This is a genomic window from Streptomyces sp. JK94 (genome assembly GCF_053613315.1).
In genome coordinates this window covers 240,610-260,145 of record NZ_JBSICH010000007.1, presented here as the reverse complement: position 1 = coordinate 260,145, position 19,536 = coordinate 240,610, and the positions used below count along the sequence as shown (strand labels likewise).

Below are 19,536 nucleotides of genomic sequence, written 5' to 3'. Positions count from 1 at the left end.
ATCCGCCCTTAACTGACGAGCGCATCCGGCTTGCCCTTGCTGCGCGGCCGTTCCTCGACCATCTTGCCCCAGACGATCATCCGGTACTTGCTCGTGAACTCCGGCGTGCAGGTGGTGAGGGTGATGTAGCGGCCGGGCTCCGTGAAACCCGACTGCTCCGGCACCGGGTCGAGGACGCTGACGTTGCCCGGTGACGTCACCGGGAGGATCGACGCCATCTTGTAGACGAAGTACTCGTCCTGCGTCTCCACGACGATCGGATCGCCCGGGCTCAGCTTGTTGATGTACCGGAACGGCTCCCCGTGGGTGTTGCGGTGCCCCGCCAGCCCGAAGTTGCCCGCCTTCGCGTCCGGCATCGCCGTCTTCAGCGCACCCTCGGCGTAGTGCCCGACCATGCCCCGGTCCAGCACCTTCTTGCTGTCGATGCCCTCCGCGATCGGCACCACGACGTCCAGCTTGGGAATGTGCAGCAGTGCGAACCCCTGCCCCGGCTCGAAGGCCCCCGGGTTCCGTCTGCCGTTCGCCCAGTCGTCCTGCAGGCTGCTCGCCGCCCGGTCCGCCTGCGCCTGCGCCCGCACGTTCGTCCACCACAGCTGGTACGTGACGAACAGCAGCATCAGCACACCGGTCGTGATGAAGACCTCGCCTATCGCCCGGCTGGCGAGCACCGCGGCACCCGGCTTGCGCGCACGGGCCTGCCGCCGCGCCTCCACCCGCGACAGGTGTGCCTTCGGCTCCGCGGCGGACTCGGACACCGGCGACGGCCCCCGGGAGGCCGCACGACGCCCGTGACGCCCCTTCGCGGCCTTCCTGCGGGCCGCGCGCCCGCCCCCCGCGGGGGAGGCGGCGGGCCCGTGCTCCGGCGGCGGTTCCGGGAGCCGCAGCGCCACCGTCTCGTCGTCGACGACCGGCCGGTGCGCCCCGCCGGACGGGAAATCCTCGTGCCAACCGCCCCCGAACGCACCGGAATCCCCGTACGGCCGCCCGTACGAGGATCCCTGGTCACCGGCCGCGCCGGAATCACGCTCGGGGCGCAGCGCGGTCACGCCGTGGCCCTGCCCACCACCGGGGCGAGCCCCGCCGACCTCGCCACCGCGTCCCGGTCGCCGCACTCCGCCAGCCAGTTGGCCAGCATCCGGTGCCCGTGCTCGGTCAGCACCGACTCCGGGTGGAACTGCACGCCCTCGACGAGCAGTTCCCGGTGGCGCAGGCCCATCACGATCCCGTCGGGCGTACGGGCCGTCACCTCCAGCTCCGCCGGCACCGTGGCCGGCCGGGCCGCCAGCGAGTGGTAGCGCGTCGCCGTGAAGGGCGAGGGCAGGCCCGCGAAGACGCCCCGGCCCGCGTGCTCGACCGGCGAGGTCTTGCCGTGCAGCAGCTCCGGTGCCCGGTCCACCACACCGCCGTACGCCACCTGCATCGACTGCATGCCGAGGCAGACGCCGAAGACCGGCACCCCGGTCGCCGCGCAGTGCCGGACCATGTCGACGCAGACCCCCGCCTGCTCCGGCGCGCCCGGGCCGGGAGAGAGCAGTACGCCGTCGAAGCCGTCCTGCGCGTGGGCCGTCGACACCTCGTCGTTGCGCAGCACCTCGCACTCGGCGCCCAGCTGGTAGAGGTACTGGACCAGGTTGAAGACGAAGCTGTCGTAGTTGTCGACGACGAGGATGCGCGCGCTCACTGGTTGTCCACCGTCACATCGTTGAAGGGAAGCAGCGGTTCGGCCCACGGGAAGACGTGCTGGAAGAGGACGTAGACCACGGCCACCGCCAGCACGAGCGAGAGCAGCGCCTTCACCCACGCGTTCCCCGGCAGATGCCGCCAGATCCAGCCGTACATGCCGTCCCTTCCGTCGCACCACGGCGCCAGACTCACGCCGTACCGCACCAGACTAGCGGCGCGGGGCCCTCCGGAAAGGCGTCACTCCACAGGCTGGGCATAGTGCAGGTCCGCCGTGCCCGCGTACCCCGGCAGCGTCACCGCCCCGTCCTCCTCGACCTTCCAGCCCAGCCCGTAGACGTTGACGTACACCATGTAGTTCTGGATCGCCGGGGAGGCGGCCAGGGCCTTCTTCAGCTGCTTCGGATCACCGACCGCCTGGATCCTGTACGGCGGTGAGTAGACGCGTCCCTGCAGGATCAGGGTGTTGCCCACGCAGCGCACCGCGCTGGTGGAGATCAGCCGCTGGTCCATGACCTTGATGCCCTCGGCGCCGCCCTGCCACAGCGCGTTCACGACCGCCTGGAGGTCCTGCTGGTGGATCACCAGGTAGTCGGGCTGCGGTTCCGGGTAGCCGGGCAGCTTGGCGGTGGCGTCCGGCGGGGCGTCGTCGAGGGTGACCGATATCGCCTCGCCCTCCAGCTCGTGCGTACCCGCCTTCCGTTCCAGCGCCGCGAGCTTGTCGTCCTCCGCCTTCGTGCTGCCGTCGTCCCGCTCGGCGAGCGCCTCGATGTCCTCGCGCAGGGCCGCGTTGGACTCCTCCAGCCCGCCGTTCGCCTGGCTGCGCTCGTGGATGAGGTCGGACAACTTGAGCAAAGAGGCGTCCGTCCGGATATTGGTGCCTTTCGCGGTGTTGAAGCTGGTGAAGAAAATGAGTCCCGCGAGAGCGAAGACGGCTGCCGTCAGGACCCGCACGGGCCGGAAACGGCGCCTCGGGACAGGGCTGGATCCCGCCCGGGGGGAGTCGGCAGAATTGCTCAACGTACCCTTATCTCCTTCGGCGCCGCGGAAGCACTACGCTAACGGACGCCCGGGGGAGCGCTCCAAGTCCCCGACCCCGTTCCCTGCGCGGCCACGCAGCGCATCGACAGGAGAGACCCTCGTGCCGAAGTCACGTATCCGCAAGAAGGCCGATTACACGCCGCCGCCCTCGAAGCAGGCGACCAACATCAAACTGACGAGCCGCAGCTGGGTCGCGCCCGTCATGCTGGCCCTGTTCGTCATCGGCCTCGCCTGGATCGTCCTCTTCTACGTCACCGACGGTTCGCTTCCCGTCGACTCGCTGGGCAACTGGAACATCGTGGTGGGCTTCGGTTTCATCGCCGCCGGATTCGGTGTCTCCACGCAGTGGAAGTAGCGCGGGAGTAGCTCTGCCCAGGGCTATCCACGGAGTTATCCACAGGCCCTGTCCACACGGTGGGGAAAAGAAAGACGATCTGTGGATAACCCGCCGGGCATTGACGCCGGTGTGACGGAAGTACCGGTAACCGAAAACATGTTCGCCCCCTGCCTGACCTGCGGAAACACTGGTCAGCGACAGGGGGCACACCTGTTCCCGCACACTGTGCACAAGATTCGCCACCCGCTGTGGACAACGCGCGCTCAGGTGAGCTGGGCGGTCCTCAGCAGGGTCAGTCCGACGACGGCCACGAGGACCAGCGCACAGGTGCCGTACTGAATGAGGGACCGCCGCTCGCGCGGGGCGTGCAGCATGGCGTACCCGACCACGGCACCGGCGACCAGGCCGCCGATGTGGGCCTGCCAGGCGATGTTGGCCCAGGTGAAGGTGAAGACCAGGTTGATCGCCAGCAGGATGACGACCGGGCGCATGTCGGCGTTGAGCCGGCGCACGAGCGCCGCGGTGGCTCCGAAGAGGCCGAAGACCGCACCGGAGGCGCCGAGGGTGGCGGTGGTGGGCGAGGCGAGCAGGTAGGTGAAGGCGCTGCCGGCCAGGCCGGAGACGAGGTAGAGCGTGAGGTAGCGGGCTCTGCCGAGCGCCGCCTCCAGGGGCCCGCCGAGGAACCAGAGGCTGAGCATGTTGAAGCCGATGTGCCAGATCTCCTGGTGCGTGAACACCGTGGTGACCAGGCGGTACCACTCGCCCTCGGCGACGCCCTCGGTGGGGACGTAGGGGGCGGGGGGCCAGCGTCCGATCAGCACCATGTCGCCCAGGAACGACTCCGACAGGGCGTGGACGGCGAGGAACACCGCCACGTTGACCCCGATGAGGATCTTGGTGACGAGATGGGGGTCGGCGGCGATGGTGCCGCCCGCCAGGGTGCGGGGCCGGGACGCGGCCGGGGCGGGTCCGTGGCCGCCCGTGCGGCCGGCGGCGCAGTCGGGGCAGTGGAAGCCGACGGACGCGTTGACCATGCAGTCCGTGCAGATCGGGCGTTCGCATCGGGTGCAGCGGATGCCGGTCTCGCGGTCCGGATGGCGGTAGCAGCCGGGCAGGCTCCGGGCATCGGGTGAGCTGGCTGCCGCGTGGTCCATGGCTTCCCCTCGGTCGTCGTGCGAGCGGTGTGCGCGCATGCACCGCCCCGCCCATCTTTACGGATGAGCGGGGCGTTTGGTTCCTGCCGGTGCCTGCCGCCTCCGGTCAGCCTGCGCGGGTCTCGACGAGGACCGACTCGATGACGACGTCGTTGAGGGGGCGGTCGGTGCGGGGGTTGGTCGGTACGGCGGCGATGGTGTCCACGGTCTTGCGGCCGGCGGTGCCGGTGACCTCGCCGAAGATCGTGTGCTTGCGGTTCAGCCAGGTCGTCGGGGAGACGGTGAGGAAGAACTGCGAGCCGTTGGTGCCGGGGCCGGCGTTGGCCATGGCCAGGAGGTAGGGCTTGTCGAAGGCGAGGTCGGGGTGGAACTCGTCCTCGAACTGGTAGCCGGGGCCACCGGTGCCGTTGCCCAGCGGGTCGCCGCCCTGGATCATGAAGCCGCTGATCACCCGGTGGAAGACCGTGCCGTCGTAGAGCCTGCCCGTGGTCTTCTCCCCGGTCTCGGGGTTGGTCCACTCACGCTCGCCCGTGGCGAGCCCGACGAAGTTCCTGACCGTCTTGGGGGCGTGGTTCGGCAGGAGCCGGATCTCGATGTCGCCGTGGTTGGTCTTCAGGGTGGCGTAGAGCTGCTCGGCCACGAGGTGCCTTCCGTCGTCTTTTCGTGCCCACCGATCCTCGCACGGTCCAAGACGCGTACGTCGTCCGGCGGGCGGGTCCTGCTCCGATTCGGGGAGGCCGGTTGTGGATACCCGCCCGGAGGACGAGAGGAGGGGGTCGCGACGAGTACTACTGGGTCACGAGCGCGGGGCGCCGATCCGTGACATGGTCGTCGGCAGGCTCCCGTTGCCCGGTATTCATCCGTTGTTGAGATTGATCGGCTCTTGTTCGCACGTTCATCACCCTGTGCCCCACAGAGCCCGGAGACATCATCCGTGACCCGGATGCCCGCCCTCACATGCCTGGCAGTGCGTCCGCAGGCATGATCCGTAAAAGGGTGGAAAGTCGAATTACCGTACGCCACCGAGGAGGAGGAACCCGTGACCCGCATCGACAGCGTGCGCGCCGCGACCGGTTCGGCGAAGGACAGCGTGCTGCACGCCGCGGAAGTGGTGGCGCCCTACGCCGACACGGCCAAGGACAGGGCCGCGCACTACGCACAGGAGGCGCGCGTACGGCTGGCGCCCAAGGTGTCGCAGGCGGCATGCCAGGCTCGTCTCCAGTACGGCGCGTACGTCGCGCCGCGGCTGGAGCAGGCCCGTACGCATGTGCCGCCGAAGATGGACGCGGCCGCTCAGGAGGCTGCCGTCCGTACCCGTCTGGCCGCCCGGCAGGCGGCCGACTACTCCAGGCCGATGATCGAGCAGGCGGTGGCCGCGGCGACGCCCGTCAGGGACGAGGCCGCCGCGCGGGGTGCCGCCGCACTGGCCGCGCTGCGGGGCCAGGTCACGGCCAAGGAGATCGAGAAGCTGACGCGCAAGCACCGGCGGCGGGCGAGGGCCGGGCGTCTCGCCAAGGCCCTGGCGGTGGCCGGTGTCGTCGCGGGCGGTGCCTTCGCCGCCTGGAAGTGGTGGGACAAGCAGGCCAACCCGGACTGGCTGGTGGAGCCGCCGGAGGCGACCGAGGTGCCCGAGTCGGGGCGGCTGACGTCGGTGGACGGCACCGGTGAGGCGATCCTCGACCCCGAGGTCCAGGCCAAGCAGGCGCAGGACGAGGCGGTGGAGGGCGAGGAGCCCCGCTGACCTTCGCCGGGCGGATGTGCGACGCCGTTGGGGCGGGAGACTTCAGGGTCTCCCGCCCCACGGCGTCGTTTCACGTGAAACGTGGTTCAGCGGCCGTAGCGGCGCTCGCGCAGGGAGTAGGAGCGCAGGGCACGCAGGAAGTCGATCTCCCGGAAGTCCGGCCAGTAGGTCTCGCAGAAGTGGACCTCGGCGTAGGCGGACTGCCAGAGCAGGAACCCGGAGAGGCGCTGTTCGCCCGACGTGCGGATGATGAGGTCGGACTCGGACCGGGTCTTGGAGTACAGGTGCTTGGAGATGTGCTCCATGGTGAAGGTCTCGATGAACTCGTCGATGTCCCCGCCCTGGGAGCTGTGCTCGGTCAGGGCGGAGCGTACGGCGTCGACGATCTCCCGTCGGCCTCCGTAGCCCACGGCGACATCGACCTTGGTGCCGCCCTTGCGGCCCTGGGTGGCCGCGGTGGCGGTCTTCAGGCGGCTCGCGGACTCGGCGGGCAGCAGGTCCATGGCACCGACCGCTTCGACGGGCCAGGGGTTCCCGGGGGCGGCGAGCTGCTCGACGACCTCGGCGATGATGTCGATGAGCGGGTTCAGCTGGTCCTCGGGCCGGTGGAGGTTGTCGTCCGAGAGCATGAACAGGGTGACGTGCTCGATCTGCGCGGAGTCGCACCAGCGCAGGAAGTCCAGCACCTTCGCTCCGCCGGCCCGGTATCCCTCGCGGGGGTCGTCGATGCCCGACATCTTGGCCCACCGGCGGTTGCCGTCGAGCATGATGCCGATGTGCTGGGGGCGCGGACGTCCCTCCAACTCCCTGACCAGGCGCTTCATGTAGAGCTTGTCGAGAGCGGCTCGTACCTTCGCCCGCATGGTTACCCCTTCCACCTCGTCGGCAGCGACCGGACGGCTCCGACGGCGATGAGCCGCGTGGCACCGCGCCGCAGGGGTGTGGCGCTGGTGCCCTGTGGGGTGACGATATCAAGAGCAGACAGCGCGGCCCCCGTGCTCGGCCGGGCCTGCGGCGGTCCGTCCGGTCAGGCCTGCGGCGGTTCACCCGGCCGGGCCCGCAGGCGGGTTGATCCCCTGCGGGGGCGCCGGTTCGGGCGACCGCGGTGAGCCGTCGGACGATGCCGTGGACGGGTGGCGTGGGGGCGTGGGCGCGGCGCCGTCCCGCGGGAGCAGGGAAACGGTGAGACGGGCGGGGCCCGGTTCCTGGGCGGAGGTCGTGGTCGAGGGCTCGTCCAGCCCCTGGCCGTGCAGCTCCCGCTCGACGGCCACAGCGATGAACCCGGAGAACTCACCCTTGCCGACCCGGGCGCGGTCGCCTCAGCGGTCCCCCCGGAGTCGGCCGGTGGGCACCGACGCGCCCCGCCGATGGGCACGGAAAATGCCCCCTGAAACCGCTTTTCGCAGTTCAGAGGGCATTTCATGGGTGGAGCCTAGGGGAGTCGAACCCCTGACATCTGCCATGCAAAGACAGCGCTCTACCAACTGAGCTAAGGCCCCGCAGGTGGCTCCGGCCGGAGGTACCGCGTACCGGCGGGCGCCGCAGACAAGAGTACCGGGTCGCCCCCCGTATCTCACAAATGATTGGGGCTCCCGGGGAACAACCACGCTCCGTAAGATGCTCGGCGTGGTTCGCTGGAGCGAACTGCGGTTTATGGGGAAGCGATGGGGAGACGCAATGGACGCCGCACAGCAGGAAGCCACCGCAAGAGCGCGGGAACTGCAGCGGAACTGGTACGGGGAGCCGTTGGGGGCGCTCTTCCGTAGGCTCATCGACGATCTCGGCCTCAACCAGGCTCGTCTCGCGGGGGTGCTGGGGCTGTCCGCGCCGATGCTGTCGCAGCTGATGAGCGGTCAGCGGGCCAAGATCGGCAATCCCGCGGTGGTCCAGCGGGTGCAGCTGCTGCAGGACCTGGCGGGGCAGGTCGCGGACGGCAGCGTGAGCGCCGCCGAGGCGACGGAACGCATGGACGAGATCAAGAGGTCCCAGGGGGGCTCGGTGCTCAGCAACACCACCACGACCACGACCGGTTCGGGCGCACCCACGGTCAAGCGGGTGGTCCGCGAGATCCAGTCGCTGCTGCGTTCGGTGGCGGCGGCCGGGGACATCATCGACGCGGCGGACGCCCTGTCCCCCTCCCACCCGGAGCTGGCGGAGTTCCTGCGCGTGTACGGCGCGGGCCGCACCTCGGACGCGGTGGCGCACTACCAGTCCCACCAGAACTGATCCCGGACCCGGTCGCCGCGAGGGGGTGTGGCGGCCGGGCCGCGGGAGTGGCGCGACAGGTCCCAGGGGAGGAGCGGCGCACAGCCATGGGTGAGGTCTTCGCGGGCCGGTACGAGCTGGTCGACCCGATCGGCCGGGGCGGGGTCGGTGCCGTCTGGCGTGCCTGGGACCACCGCCGCCGGCGCTACGTGGCCGCCAAGGTGCTCCAGCAGCGGGACGCGCACTCGCTGCTGCGGTTCGTACGCGAACAGGCGCTGCGGATCGACCACCCCCATGTGGTCGCGCCCGCCAGCTGGGCCGCCGACGACGACAAGGTCCTGTTCACCATGGACCTGGTCACGGGCGGTTCCCTCGTCCACCTGGTCGGGGACTACGGCCCCCTGCCGCCGGCCTTCGTGTGCACGCTGCTCGACCAGCTCTTGGCGGGCCTGGCGGCGGTCCACGCGGAGGGCGTGGTGCACCGTGACGTCAAGCCCGCCAACCTCCTGCTGGAGGCGACCGGGACGGGCCGGCCCCGGCTGCGGGTGTCGGACTTCGGGATCGCGATGCGGCTGGGCGAGCCCCGGCTGACGGAGACCGACCTCGTGGTCGGGACGCCCGGTTACCTCGCGCCGGAGCAGATGATGGGCGCCGAACCGGACTTCCCCGCGGACCTGTTCGCCGTGGGCCTGGTCGCCCTGTACCTGCTGGAGGGGGCCAAGCCGGACACCAAGGCGCTGGTGCAGTACTTCGCCGAGCACGGGACGCCGCCCGCGCCGCAGGGGATTCCCGAGCCGCTGTGGCAGGTCGTGGCGACGCTGGTGCAACCGGACCCGCCGGCGCGGTTCCGCACCGCCACGGGGACCCGCAAGGCGCTGGCCGCGGCGGCCGAGCTGCTGCCGGAGCCCGGCCCCGACGACGAACTGATCGAGATCTTCGACCAAGTCGGCCCGCTGCCGCCGGGGTTCGGTCCCGACGGACCGCTCGGCCAGGCGTCGGGGGTGGACGAGACCCCGACAACCCCCCGACGGCCACTGTCCGACCGTCCCACCCCGGCCCCCGCCGCCACTCCGCCGAGGCCGGACGCCACGCCGCCGGCCCTGCGCCGTGATCCGGAACCCGCGCACGGCACGCCGGCCCCCGACCGCACGCCGTCCACCCCCGGCGCGGCCTCGTCCCCGGCCGAAGCCCCGCCGCCTCCCGACCTCGCACCGCCCGCGCCGGACGGCGCCCCGCACCGCCCCGTGCCGCCTGCGCCGGACGGCGCCCCGTCGGTTCTCGGCCGGCCCCCTTCCGCTCCGGACGGCGCCCCGACGGTGTCGCCCTCGGCCTCGAACGGCATCCCGTCGGTGTCGCCCTCGGCCGCACAGCCGTCCGCCATGTCGGAGACCGGCAGCTTCCGTCTGCCGCCCCCGGGGCAAACCGTCACTCCCCCGCCCGCGCCCGGCCCCCCACAGACGCACGCGTACTCCCCGGAGCCGCAGGCACCGCCGCTCCCCCCGGCCGGCCCGTGGGAGCAGGCGCACGCTCCTGCACCGGCCCCGCAGTTCCCGGACAGCCCGCAACGCCCGGACCGCCCGCAGTACCGGCAGCCACCGCACACACCGTCGTCCCCCGCCCCCGGCCCGGCGCCGACACCGCGGCAGCGCGCCGATGTCCCCACCGCCTCGTACACCGCTCAGGGCCCGCGGTCGCGCAGGTCACCGGCCCAGGCCCGTCCCCAGCACCGCGCGGCACGGCGGCGCCGTTCCGGTGGTCCTCCGGCCAGGATCGCGGTCCCGCTCCTGCTCCTCGCGCTGGCCTGCTACGCCGTGGGCTTCTGGGCACTGGCCCGTATCTGAACCCGGGCCCGGGCCTCCCCTAGCCCCTGCCGGGTCCGCGCCGCGCCACCGCCGTCCACACCCCCAGGCCCACGAGCAGCAGACTGCCGGTGCCGATCCCGCCCACGGCGACCGCTCTCAGGGCGAGTCCGCCGTCCGGGGCACCGCCCTCCGGCGCGGCCACCCGGTCCTGCGCCGAGACCTCGAAGACGCCCTTCGGCCGGGACTCCCCCGCGTACTCCGGCCCGGCCCGCCCCGCTCCGTCGAGCCGTACCCGCAGTGTCAGCCCGAAGGGGCCCTCGCCGAAGTCGTCGGCGACCTGTGCCGCGAGGTGCACCACGAGGTAGTAGGAGCCGGCGAACCGCATCCCGCCGGCCTGCCCGCCGGTGGCGTACCGGTTGGCGTAGTCCACCGGAGGCAGAGGAGCGAGGCCGACCGTCGTCCGGCGGCCGGCGTACCCCTTGGCGGTGTCGTCGACCTCGCCGCGCACGGGGTTGTGGAGGGCCAGGCGCAAGCCGCTGGTGGCGTAGCCGGAGGCGTCGGCGGAGGCGTCGAGTTCGGCGGTCGCGTGCAGCCGGCGGCCCCAGTCGACCGGCACCTCGTAGAAGAGGGTCTGTCCGGGTCGGACGGCGTCGCGCCACACTCCCTGCCCGACGGGTGTGGCGTGGGCGAAGCCGTTGCCGCCCGGGCGGTGTTGCGGCTCGCCCGCGAGGGGTCCGGGCGAGGCGGAGTCCCAGGTGCCCGGCGCGGTGGTCGCGCCGGCGCCTTCGGACCGCGGCTCGGTGACGGCGGTGAGTTCCAGGTCCCAGGCCCGGGGCGGGGAGTCCTGGGGCCGGGTCCGCTCGACGGTGACGTAGTAGGTCCCGGCGTCCTGGCAGCGTGTCGCGCCGGGGGCGATCTCACGGACGCCCCAGGCGGTGACCGGGCGCGGACTGTGGGCGGCGCCGAAGGTGGCGCTGTCGGAGGAGCAGGAGCCGCCGTCGGCGTCGCGCACGGTGACCCGGATGCCGTCGACGGCGGTGACGTCGCCGACGGAGCCGGGTACGGCGGTGACGGAGACGTGGGCGTCGGAGGCGGCGTCGAGTTCGACGCGGTAATAGAGGACGCCGTTCCGCGGCAGGGAGCTGCGGTACGTGGCGCCGGGTTCCAGTGGTGCGGCGTCCGAGGTGCCGTTCGCGCCCTCGACCGGCCGGGCGTCCTCGGCGAAGCCGTAGTCGGCGGGCGTACCGGCCGCGGCGGCCGGGCCGCCGAGCAGGGCGGCGGCCGTGGCCAGTACGGCGGTCGGAACGGCTACGGCGGTCAGGACGGCCGACCGTGCACGTGCCCCGCCCACGGGAAGGCCGCGCACGAACACCCGCCGCCCCGGCACGCCCCGCTCCGGCACCCGCCGCCGCCCCGGCACGCGCCGTCCGGTCGCGTCCACCGGCAGCCGGTCACCCCCCGACCCGCCACCCGACGCGAGCGCAGACGGCCGGTCACCCCCCGACCGGCCGCCCCGTCGAGCCGTACCCCACCGTCCCACCATCCGCCACCCCTCGCACTCACCGGCATCCGCGCCGCCGCCCGGACCGGAACGTGGCCCATCCTGCCGCGCGCCCGCGCGCGCCCCCGGGCGGAATCCGGACAACACAAAACCCCGACCGTAGGACGGCCGGGGTCTGCTCAGGACCGGATGCCGGTCGTACTCACGAACCCGTGGGCACGGAGTCAGTCGCCTCCGTCCACAGATCCTGCTCGGCGCGATCCGCCTGGATCTGGCGGTACACGAGGAGCCCGCCGATGGCGGCCAGTGCGACCAGGAGAAGCTTCTTCACCGCGCGACCTCGTCTTTCCTTGACGTAGGGGACCTCTGGCGCCCGACTATACACACCGGCCGATACCGATCGGTGACCTGCGTCGAGGGGCCAACTCGCCGCCGCCGGAGCCCTCCCGGGACGGATGAAACCCTTCCGACCGGAGGGTGATCACCCTTCCACGGATGGTGACTTTTGCCCGCATCCCTCCCGTCTGGGGACCTTTTTCAGCCTCTTGCGGCCATCCGAGTGGTGTTCATCTGAACATCGCCGCGCCACGTACGGAGGTCCACCACATCGCGGCCCGGATACACATCATGAGGAAAGTACGCAAATCGCCCAACCCGAAAGTGAGGGGTTATGGCCCGGAACAAGGTCATGACGCTGTGGACCACCATCGTCACCGCCTTCCTCGCGCTGTGCACGGCGCTCGGACTCATCACGACGACCGCCTCCGCGGCCGTACCGCAGACCGGCACGCACAGCAACAGCGAGAGCGCCTCCCCCGAGGCGGCACCCGCGGCGGCGGCACCCTGGTCCTGGTCACGTACCGGCTCCCTGCCCCCCACGATGAAGCAGCGCATCCGCGCCGAGGCCCACGGAAAGGCCCCGAGCTGCCGCCACCGCCCGCTCGCCGACGCCGCCTCGGCCACCGGCCCCCTGTGCGACGACACCGCGGAGTCCCCGGCCCAGCACACCTCCCCCCTGCAGCGCTGAGCGCCCCGGCGCGCGCCCGCAACCCGGCGCCGCCCCGCCGACCCGCCCCGACGTCACGGCGATCTGCGTACAGCACCGCACGCGAGAAACGGCCCGGCCGCTCGACAGAGCAGCCGGGCCGCCGCCATGGATGCGGCCGGCCTCGGTCGCGTCCGTGATCCGGCCCCTTCCCCGAGGCCTCATGGCCTCATGGCCCCAAAACCCCACGCCACCAAGCCCCTTCACCGACCCCCTGCACCCGGCCCTCGCCTCCAGTCCTCTTCATCAGGGCGCCGTCAGGAGCCGTACCCTGGAGCCGGACCGGACCCCGGCCCGCGTCCACACCCCACAGACACGGACACAAACCCCGGACACAGCCGCAGGCCCAGACACAGCCGCAGGCCCACGACGGAAAGGAGGGTGAGTGCCGGCGTGAGCAGGTACGTCGTCATCGTCACGGCCGTCCACGGCCCCTCGGCCCCCTTCCTCGCCGAGGCCCACGCGTCCCTGTGCGCGCAGGAGTTGCCCGACGGCTGGGAATGGCGCTGGGTCGTCCAGGAGGACGGGCGGACGGACGACGTACGGCCGCACGTGCCCGACGACCCGCGCGTCGTCTTCCGGCAGGGGCGGCGGGAGCGGCAGGGCGGCCCCGGAGTCGCCCGCACCCTCGCCCTGGCCCACGCGGACGGCGAGTACGTGAAGACCCTGGACGCCGACGACCGGCTTCCGCCGGGGACCCTGGCCCGTGATCTGGCCGCTCTCGAGGCCGACCCGGCCATCGGGTGGGCCACGTCACGCGCCCTGGACCTGCTGCCGGACGGGTCGACGACCGCTTTCCCGGACGACCCGGACCACGGACCGATCGAGCTCGGCGAGGTGCTCGACCACTGGAGGGCGAACGACTTCCGCGCCCAGGTCCACCCGGCGACCCTCCTGGTACGGCGCGACCTGCTGCTCGCGCTCGGCGGCTGGACGGCGCTGCCCGCGTCCGAGGACACCGGCCTGCTGCTGGCGCTCAACTGCGTGAGCCGGGGCTGGTTCTCCCGGCAGCCCGGCCTCCTCTACCGCAAGTGGGAGGGGCAGGTGACCGGTCAGGCGGCCCATGTGGACCCCGCCGAACGTGCCGCCCGGATGGCGGTGGTGGAGGCCAGGGCGCTGGCCCTGGCCTCCACCGGCTGGCGTTTCCCGCCCGGGGCCGACGGCCCGCGCGCACGTCCGTGAACCGGGCGGGGCTTCGGGGGCAGACCCTCGCGGGTCAGGGAAGCGTCTCCGCGTCCACCCGCGAGAAGATCAGGTCGCTCTCCCCGGTCACGGGCCCGCGCCAGCGGACCGCCACGCCGGCCTTGCCGCTCAGGGCCGGGGGGTAGCTCGCGGGCGCGTAGTCGTTGGCCAGCCGGTAGACGTGGAACCCCGCGTCGCGCATCACCGCCAGCAGTTCACCGACGGAGTCCCCGAGCCGCGCCATCCGCTCCGGCGTCACCTCGACGCTGATCTCGGCGTCGGCCCGCAGGCAGTCCAGCATCGGCGCCATTCCGCGGACGACGCCTCCCTCCGCGCCCTCGACGTCGATCTTGATCACCCGGGCGTTCGCGATCTCGGCCGGATCGAGGAGTTCGGGCAGCGGCCGGGCCTCGATCTCGAAGGTGGACTCCGCCGGGCCGTCGTACGGGACGACGCTGTTCGCGCCCGTGTTGCGGGAGCTGGCGAGCACGAAGGTCAGTGTCCTGCGGCCGTCGGACACGGCGGCATTGAGCGCCCGGATGTTCGCCCGGTCGTTGAGCCGGCCGTGCCCCACCAGGCGGCGGTGCAGATCGGGGGAGGCCTCGATCGCGACGACCCGGCCCGCGTCACCGACGAGTCGTGCGGCCAGGACGCTGAAGACGCCGATGTTGGCCCCGACGTCCACGAAGCCGTCCCCCGGCCGCAGCCGGCGCCGCAGCCAGGCCGTCATGTGCGGCTCCCATACGCCGAACAGGTACAGGTACCGCTGGATGAGGTCCCGGGTGTCCACGGCGAACAGGTCGCCGGAGCGCACCCGGACGACTCGGCGGCGGGGGTGATCGCGGAGATGGGGGTCGAGCCGGCGTGCGGCGAGCGCCGCCTTCCCGAACCCGCCGGGGGCGTGCCGCACGTAACGGCTGCCGAGCGTGACCAGGACTTCCGGCACGGGCATACCCGGTCCCCCCGCGGTCCTCAGTCCGTCCCCGTCACGGTGATCGCCGCGGCGGGGCACCCCTCGACCGCCTCCCGCACCCGGGGCGCGTCGACGTCGTTCTCACGGCCGGGTATCACGGCGCCCAGTCCGTCCACCTGGGTGAAGACGGCCGGCGCCCGGTGGACGCAGTCACCGGAGCCGTAACACTGCTCGGGGTCGACGGAGATCCTCATACGCACTCCAGCGGCGGTCGGCATCGGAACCATCACGACGTGCCTGCCCGCCGGCCGGCTCCCCGAACCCGCCCCGCCCGCCCGGCAGCCGCCCACCGGGCACCGGCCGCCGCCCGTCCGGTCGCAGGCGTCCGCCGGCATCGCGCGGCACCGGTCCCTCCCCTCGTGGGGACCGGTGCCGACCCGCGCCGGCGGCGTGTCGCACGCCGTACGGACCGGGACGGGGGCCGGGCCGCCGAAAGCTGACCGAGAACATGCGGCCCCGCCGGGTGGCTCTGCGGGCGCTGGGCCGCTGACCTGTCCAGGTACCGGGCGGCCGACTCGCCACTGCGACGCGATCCTGCCAGCCGAGGTCGCCGCCGAGGAGGCCGGAAACCCGCGATCATGACGTAGCCGCAGGTCAGACATATAGAGTGAGTTTTCCGGTCCGGACGTCCAGGTGCGAGGGAAGTAAGGAGTGGGAACCTTGGGTTTCGACTCAGGGGCACGAACGGCCTTCGCCGAACGTCTCGCACTGCTGTACAGGGAGGCCGGCAACCCTCCCCTCAAACGCGTCTCCGAAGCGGTCGTCCGGCTCCAGCGGGTCGACGAACGAGGGCGTCCGGTACGGGTCTCCGCCCAGCGGATCAGCGACTGGCGGCGGGCCAGGAACGTGCCCGCCCAGTTCCCCGCCCTCGCGGCGGTCCTGCACGTCCTCATCCCCCAGGCGCGGCGCGCACGCCCCGTACCGGTCTCCGCCGGCCTGTACGACCTGGCGCAGTGGCAGCGCCTGTGGGAGCGGGCGGTGGCCGACCCGACCGGCGAACGCCCGGCGCCGTCCGCCCCGGACGAGGACCACCCCGCGTCCGGGTCCGCGGCCTCCCCCGGCGGGGTGTGCCCCTACCGCGGGCTGGCCGCGTACCGGCAGGAGGACGCCGGCTGGTTCTTCGGGCGGCGGCGGAGCACCGACGCCCTGGTCGCCCAGCTCCGCGCCACCGAGGAGACGGGCGGCCTGGTCATGCTCGTGGGCGCCTCCGGGGCGGGGAAGTCGTCGCTGCTCAACGCCGGTCTGGTGCCCGCCCTGCGCGACGGCGCGCTGGACGAGGGGGGCGGCCCCCGCCGGGACGTCCTCCAGCTGGTGCCGGGAGGCGATCCACTCGGTGAACTGACCCGCCGGATACCCGGGCTCGCGTCCGTCGTCGCCGCCGCGGAGGCTCCCGCCGCGCACGGGCCCGGTGCCCCGGACGTCACGGGTGCGGCGCGGGAGGCCGTCACGGCGTGGGCCCGCGGCAGGGCGTCGTGGCCCGCCCGCCCGGTCGTCATCGTGGACCAGTTCGAGGAGGTCTTCACCCTCTGCCCCGGGGAACCGGACCGGCGCCTGTTCGTCCGGCTCCTCCAGGCCGCCTGCACCCCCGGCGGTCCCGGGGACCCCGCACCCGTGCTGGTGGCCCTCGGCGTGCGCGCCGACTTCTACGAGCAGTGCCTGCGCCACCCCGAGCTGGCCGACGCGCTGCAGCACCGGCACATGGTGCTCGGACCGCTGACCACCGCGGAACTGCGCGAAGCGGTGACCGGCCCGGCCAAGGCCGTGGGCATGGAACTCGAACCGGGCCTGGCGGAACTGATCGTCCGGGAGGTCAGCAGCGACGGCCCGCGCGGGGCGCACCACGCGGGCGCGCTGCCGCTCCTGTCCCACGCCCTGCTCGCCACCTGGCAGCGGCGCAAGGCGGGCAGACTGACCCTGGCCGGCTACCGCGCGGCCGGCGGAATCCAGGGAGCGGTGGCGGCGACCGCGGAGCGGGCCTGGTCCGGCCTCGACCCGGCGGCCCGCACGGCCGCGCGACTGCTCCTGCTGAGGCTGGTCCGGGTGGGCGAGGACACCCAGGCCACCCGCAGGCGGGGCGCCCGGCGCCGGCTCGCGCAGGAGTCCAGGGACCCCGGCAAGACGGAGGAGTCGCTGGAGGCGCTGGTGCGGGCCCGGCTGGTGACCCTCGACGCGGACACCGTGGAGATCACCCATGAGGCGCTGCTCCACGCCTGGCCGCGCCTGCGCGACTGGATCGACGAGGACCGCGCCGACAACCTGCTGCGCCAGCGGCTGGAGGAGGACGGCCGGACCTGGGAGGAGTCGGAACGGGACGCCTCCCTGCTCTACCGGGGCTCCCGCCTGGAACAGGCCCGCGGCTGGGCGGATTCGGCCGGTGACACCTTCCTCACCCGCGGCGCGCTGGAGTTCCTCGCCGCGGCGGTCAGGCTGCACCGGCGTACCGTCCTGATCAGACGTGCCGCGGTGTCGGCGCTGGTCGTCCTGGCACTGCTGGCGGTCGGCTCGGCGGTGATCGCCTGGCAGCAGCGCAACGACGCGGTCTTCGAGCAGGTGGTCGCCGAAGCGGACCAGGCCCAGCACACGGACCCCTCGCTGTCGGCCCAGCTCGACCTGGCGGCGCACCGCCTGCGGCCGGACGACGAGAACGTGAAGAACCGGTTGCTCTCGATCGTGAACGCCCCCCTGGCCACGCCGCTCCTCGGCCACACCGGCGCCGTCTACCTCACCTCCTTCAGCCCCGACGGCCGGCTCCTGGCGACGGCCAGCTACGACCGGACCGTACGCCTGTGGGACGTGTCGGACCCCGCTCGCCCCGAACCGCTGGGCGCGCCCCTCACCGGCCACACGAGCTGGGTGACCGCCGCGGTGTTCAGCCCGGACGGACGCACCCTGGCCAGCGCCTCCGACGACGGCACCATCCGGCTGTGGGACGTCGGCGACCCCGGCCGCCCGCGCCCGCTCGGCCCTCCCGTGCCCGGCCGCGGCGGCACCGTCTACCTGCTCGCCTTCCGTCCGGACGGGCACACCCTGGCCTCCGCCCACGACGACCACGCCGTCCGCCTGTGGGACGTCACCGACCCGCGCCGGCCGGAGCGGCTCGACACCCTGACCGGTCCCACCGCGGCAGTGCGCTCGGTGGCGTTCAGCCCCGACGGACGAACGCTGGCGGCCGGCGGCGACGACGACACGGTCCGGCTCTGGGACGTGGCCGACCCGCGCGACGGCACCCGCGTCGGCCGGAACCTGACCGGGCACACCGGCCTGGTGCACTCCGTGGCCTTCAGTCCCGACGGCAGCACCCTCGCCAGCGGCGGCGCGGACGACACCGTCCGGCTCTGGGACGTGGCCGACCCGCGGGACGCCGCACGGATCGGCACGCCGCTGACCGGGCACACCGGGCCCGTCTGGTCGGTGGCCTTCAGCCCCCGGGGGGACATGCTCGCCGCCGGCAGCGCGGACAGCACGGCCAGCCTCTGGAACGTCAGCGACCCGGCCCACCCCTCGCAGGTCGGCGTGCCCCTCGCGGGGAGCAGCGGTGAGATGTACGCCCTGGGGTTCAGCCCCGACGGCCGCACCCTCGCCACCGGCAGCGGCGACAGCAAGGTGCGCCTGTGGACGATCCCGACGTCGGACGTGATCGGCCGCACCGGCGCGTTCCGGCCGGACGGGCACGTGCTGGCCACGGCGGCACGCGACGGCAGGGTCCGGCTGTGGGACGTGTCGGACCCCGGCCGGCCCACGTCACTGGGCGCCCCCTTCAGACCCGCGGAGGGCGACGTACGGTCGCTGGTGTTCTCCCCGGACGGCGGCACGCTCGCGGTGCTGACGGGCAGCCGCGCGGTGCACCTGTGGGACGTCTCCGACCCCGCCCGGCCCACCGCCCACGGACCACCCGTGGCGCTGCGCACCCGCTACGCCGGCCCCGACACCCTGGCGTTCAGCCCCGACGGCGACACACTGGCCACGGCTTACGAGGACCGCACCGTACAGCTGTGGAACACCGCCGACCCGTCCCGCCCCCGCCCGCTCGGCGTGCCGCTCACCGGCCACACGGGATACGTCAACACCCTCGCCTTCAGCCCCGACGGCCGCACCCTCGCCAGCGGCAGCGCGGACGCCACCGTCCGCCTCTGGGACGTGCGCGACCGCGCACACGCCGTCGGCCTCGGCACCCCCGGGACGGACCACCTGGGGCCCGTCAACGTACTGGCCTACAGTCCCGACGGTCGCACGCTGGCCAGCGGCAGCGACGACGGCACGGTGCGGCTGTGGAACGTCACCGACCCGTCCGGCCCGCTCCGGCCCGACTCCACCCTGTCCGGACACACCGACTCGGTGGTGTCGCTGACGTTCGGCGAGGACGACGACACCCTGGCCAGCGGGGCCAACGACAACACGGTCCGGCTCTGGGACGTCGGCACCCCCGCCGCGGCCGCCCCCATCGGGGAGTCGATGAGCCCCAACGCCCAGACGGGCACCTTCCTGTCCTTCAGCCCCGTCGGTCACATGCTCGGAGTGTCCAGCGGCACGGACACCGTCCGGCTGTGGAACCTCGACGTGGACGACGCCATCGACCGCATCTGCTCGGCCACCCGGGGCGTACTCACCGAGGAGAAGTGGCACGAACACCTGCCGCGCCTGTCGTACGAGCAACCGTGCGACCGGTGACCGGTCACTGGTGTCCGGTGTCCGGTGACCGGTGACCCGCCCGCCCGCCGTCCGTCACCGGCCGGTCGGCCGTCAGGTCCCGCACCGCCCGCGTCCAGCACCGCCCGCGTCCAGCACCGCCGAAGGCCCCCGGTCGCATCCGACCGGGGGCCTTCGCGGCGCCGAGGGGGCTCACGGACCGCGAGCCGTACGTCCGACGGCTCGCGG

At 73.0% G+C, this 19,536-nt stretch carries 18 protein-coding genes and 1 tRNA gene; 7 read left to right on the top strand and 12 right to left on the bottom strand.

Annotated features, from left to right (window positions below; all coding sequences use genetic code 11):
• Nucleotides 1-8: 8 nt before the first annotated feature.
• From ACVV2G_RS07785 to ACVV2G_RS07770, 4 genes are all read right to left on the bottom strand, one after another.
• The gene (locus ACVV2G_RS07785; RefSeq protein ID WP_453841847.1) at nucleotides 9-1,046 is read right to left on the bottom strand and encodes a class E sortase; all 1,038 of its coding nucleotides are present in this window, start codon (nucleotides 1,044-1,046) and stop codon (nucleotides 9-11) included.
• Entirely contained in the window at nucleotides 1,043-1,681 is a 639-nt protein-coding gene (locus ACVV2G_RS07780) for an aminodeoxychorismate/anthranilate synthase component II (RefSeq protein WP_453841846.1), read from the bottom strand. The genes ACVV2G_RS07785 and ACVV2G_RS07780 overlap by 4 nt, the downstream gene beginning before the upstream one ends.
• Nucleotides 1,678-1,839 carry a hypothetical protein gene (locus tag ACVV2G_RS07775; protein WP_351387548.1) on the bottom strand — a complete coding sequence of 54 codons (162 nt, stop codon included), beginning with the start codon at nucleotides 1,837-1,839 and terminating at the stop codon, nucleotides 1,678-1,680. The genes ACVV2G_RS07780 and ACVV2G_RS07775 overlap by 4 nt, the downstream gene beginning before the upstream one ends.
• An 81-nt stretch (nucleotides 1,840-1,920) precedes the next feature.
• Nucleotides 1,921-2,700, bottom strand: coding sequence for a DUF881 domain-containing protein (locus ACVV2G_RS07770; RefSeq protein WP_453841845.1), 780 nt, complete (start codon nucleotides 2,698-2,700; stop codon nucleotides 1,921-1,923).
• A 121-nt stretch (nucleotides 2,701-2,821) separates the two neighbouring features.
• Between ACVV2G_RS07770 and crgA the strand changes: the two genes are divergently transcribed.
• Complete coding sequence (gene crgA / locus ACVV2G_RS07765; protein ID WP_453841844.1) at nucleotides 2,822-3,076, top strand: cell division protein CrgA; 255 nt, start codon at nucleotides 2,822-2,824, stop codon at nucleotides 3,074-3,076.
• A 245-nt stretch (nucleotides 3,077-3,321) separates the two neighbouring features.
• Here crgA and ACVV2G_RS07760 read toward each other — a convergent pair whose 3' ends face one another.
• Together ACVV2G_RS07760 and ACVV2G_RS07755 are read right to left on the bottom strand one after the other, a co-directional pair.
• Nucleotides 3,322-4,212, bottom strand: coding sequence for a rhomboid family intramembrane serine protease (locus tag ACVV2G_RS07760; protein ID WP_453841843.1), 891 nt, complete (start codon nucleotides 4,210-4,212; stop codon nucleotides 3,322-3,324).
• A gap of 106 nt (nucleotides 4,213-4,318) precedes the next feature.
• Nucleotides 4,319-4,852 (bottom strand): peptidylprolyl isomerase, encoded by a 534-nt coding sequence (locus ACVV2G_RS07755; RefSeq protein ID WP_453841842.1) that lies wholly within the window; start codon nucleotides 4,850-4,852, stop codon nucleotides 4,319-4,321.
• Between the two features lie 399 nt (nucleotides 4,853-5,251).
• Between ACVV2G_RS07755 and ACVV2G_RS07750 the strand changes: the two genes are divergently transcribed.
• Nucleotides 5,252-5,953 (top strand): DUF5324 family protein, encoded by a 702-nt coding sequence (locus ACVV2G_RS07750; protein ID WP_453841841.1) that lies wholly within the window; start codon nucleotides 5,252-5,254, stop codon nucleotides 5,951-5,953.
• A gap of 86 nt (nucleotides 5,954-6,039) precedes the next feature.
• Here the strand turns inward: ACVV2G_RS07750 and ACVV2G_RS07745 are convergent, their stop codons facing one another.
• Both ACVV2G_RS07745 and ACVV2G_RS07740 read right to left on the bottom strand, forming a co-directional pair.
• Nucleotides 6,040-6,816 (bottom strand): isoprenyl transferase, encoded by a 777-nt coding sequence (locus ACVV2G_RS07745; protein ID WP_453841840.1) that lies wholly within the window; start codon nucleotides 6,814-6,816, stop codon nucleotides 6,040-6,042.
• A 563-nt stretch (nucleotides 6,817-7,379) separates the two neighbouring features.
• A tRNA-Ala gene (locus ACVV2G_RS07740) sits at nucleotides 7,380-7,452 on the bottom strand.
• A gap of 178 nt (nucleotides 7,453-7,630) precedes the next feature.
• Between ACVV2G_RS07740 and ACVV2G_RS07735 the strand changes: the two genes are divergently transcribed.
• Both ACVV2G_RS07735 and ACVV2G_RS07730 read left to right on the top strand, forming a co-directional pair.
• Entirely contained in the window at nucleotides 7,631-8,179 is a 549-nt protein-coding gene (locus tag ACVV2G_RS07735) for a helix-turn-helix domain-containing protein (RefSeq protein WP_453841839.1), read from the top strand.
• Between the two features lie 86 nt (nucleotides 8,180-8,265).
• A complete protein-coding gene (locus tag ACVV2G_RS07730; RefSeq protein ID WP_453841838.1) occupies nucleotides 8,266-9,999 on the top strand; it encodes a protein kinase domain-containing protein in 1,734 nt (577 codons plus the stop codon).
• A gap of 19 nt (nucleotides 10,000-10,018) precedes the next feature.
• Here ACVV2G_RS07730 and ACVV2G_RS07725 read toward each other — a convergent pair whose 3' ends face one another.
• Together ACVV2G_RS07725 and ACVV2G_RS07720 are read right to left on the bottom strand one after the other, a co-directional pair.
• Nucleotides 10,019-11,401, bottom strand: a complete 1,383-nt coding sequence (locus tag ACVV2G_RS07725; RefSeq protein WP_453841837.1) for a hypothetical protein — start codon at nucleotides 11,399-11,401, stop codon at nucleotides 10,019-10,021.
• A gap of 262 nt (nucleotides 11,402-11,663) precedes the next feature.
• Complete coding sequence (locus ACVV2G_RS07720) at nucleotides 11,664-11,792, bottom strand: DLW-39 family protein (RefSeq protein ID WP_003999697.1); 129 nt, start codon at nucleotides 11,790-11,792, stop codon at nucleotides 11,664-11,666.
• A gap of 339 nt (nucleotides 11,793-12,131) precedes the next feature.
• On the opposite strand from ACVV2G_RS07720, the gene ACVV2G_RS07715 reads away from it, so the two are divergent.
• On the top strand, nucleotides 12,132-12,488 hold the full coding sequence (locus tag ACVV2G_RS07715) for a DUF6344 domain-containing protein (protein ID WP_453841836.1): 357 nt from the start codon (nucleotides 12,132-12,134) through the stop codon (nucleotides 12,486-12,488).
• A gap of 411 nt (nucleotides 12,489-12,899) precedes the next feature.
• Nucleotides 12,900-13,688 carry a glycosyltransferase family 2 protein gene (locus ACVV2G_RS07710; protein ID WP_453841835.1) on the top strand — a complete coding sequence of 263 codons (789 nt, stop codon included), beginning with the start codon at nucleotides 12,900-12,902 and terminating at the stop codon, nucleotides 13,686-13,688.
• A 34-nt stretch (nucleotides 13,689-13,722) separates the two neighbouring features.
• Here the strand turns inward: ACVV2G_RS07710 and ACVV2G_RS07705 are convergent, their stop codons facing one another.
• Nucleotides 13,723-14,640: an FkbM family methyltransferase gene (locus ACVV2G_RS07705; protein ID WP_453841834.1), complete on the bottom strand. Its 918-nt coding sequence runs from the start codon at nucleotides 14,638-14,640 to the stop codon at nucleotides 13,723-13,725.
• A gap of 20 nt (nucleotides 14,641-14,660) precedes the next feature.
• On the bottom strand, nucleotides 14,661-14,855 hold the full coding sequence (locus ACVV2G_RS07700) for a ferredoxin (RefSeq protein WP_453841833.1): 195 nt from the start codon (nucleotides 14,853-14,855) through the stop codon (nucleotides 14,661-14,663).
• Nucleotides 14,856-15,312: 457 nt separating this feature from the next.
• Here ACVV2G_RS07700 and ACVV2G_RS07695 point away from each other — a divergent pair, with 457 nt between their 5' ends.
• The gene (locus tag ACVV2G_RS07695; RefSeq protein ID WP_453841832.1) at nucleotides 15,313-19,329 is read left to right on the top strand and encodes an NACHT and WD repeat domain-containing protein; all 4,017 of its coding nucleotides are present in this window, start codon (nucleotides 15,313-15,315) and stop codon (nucleotides 19,327-19,329) included.
• Nucleotides 19,330-19,536: the final 207 nt, after the last annotated feature.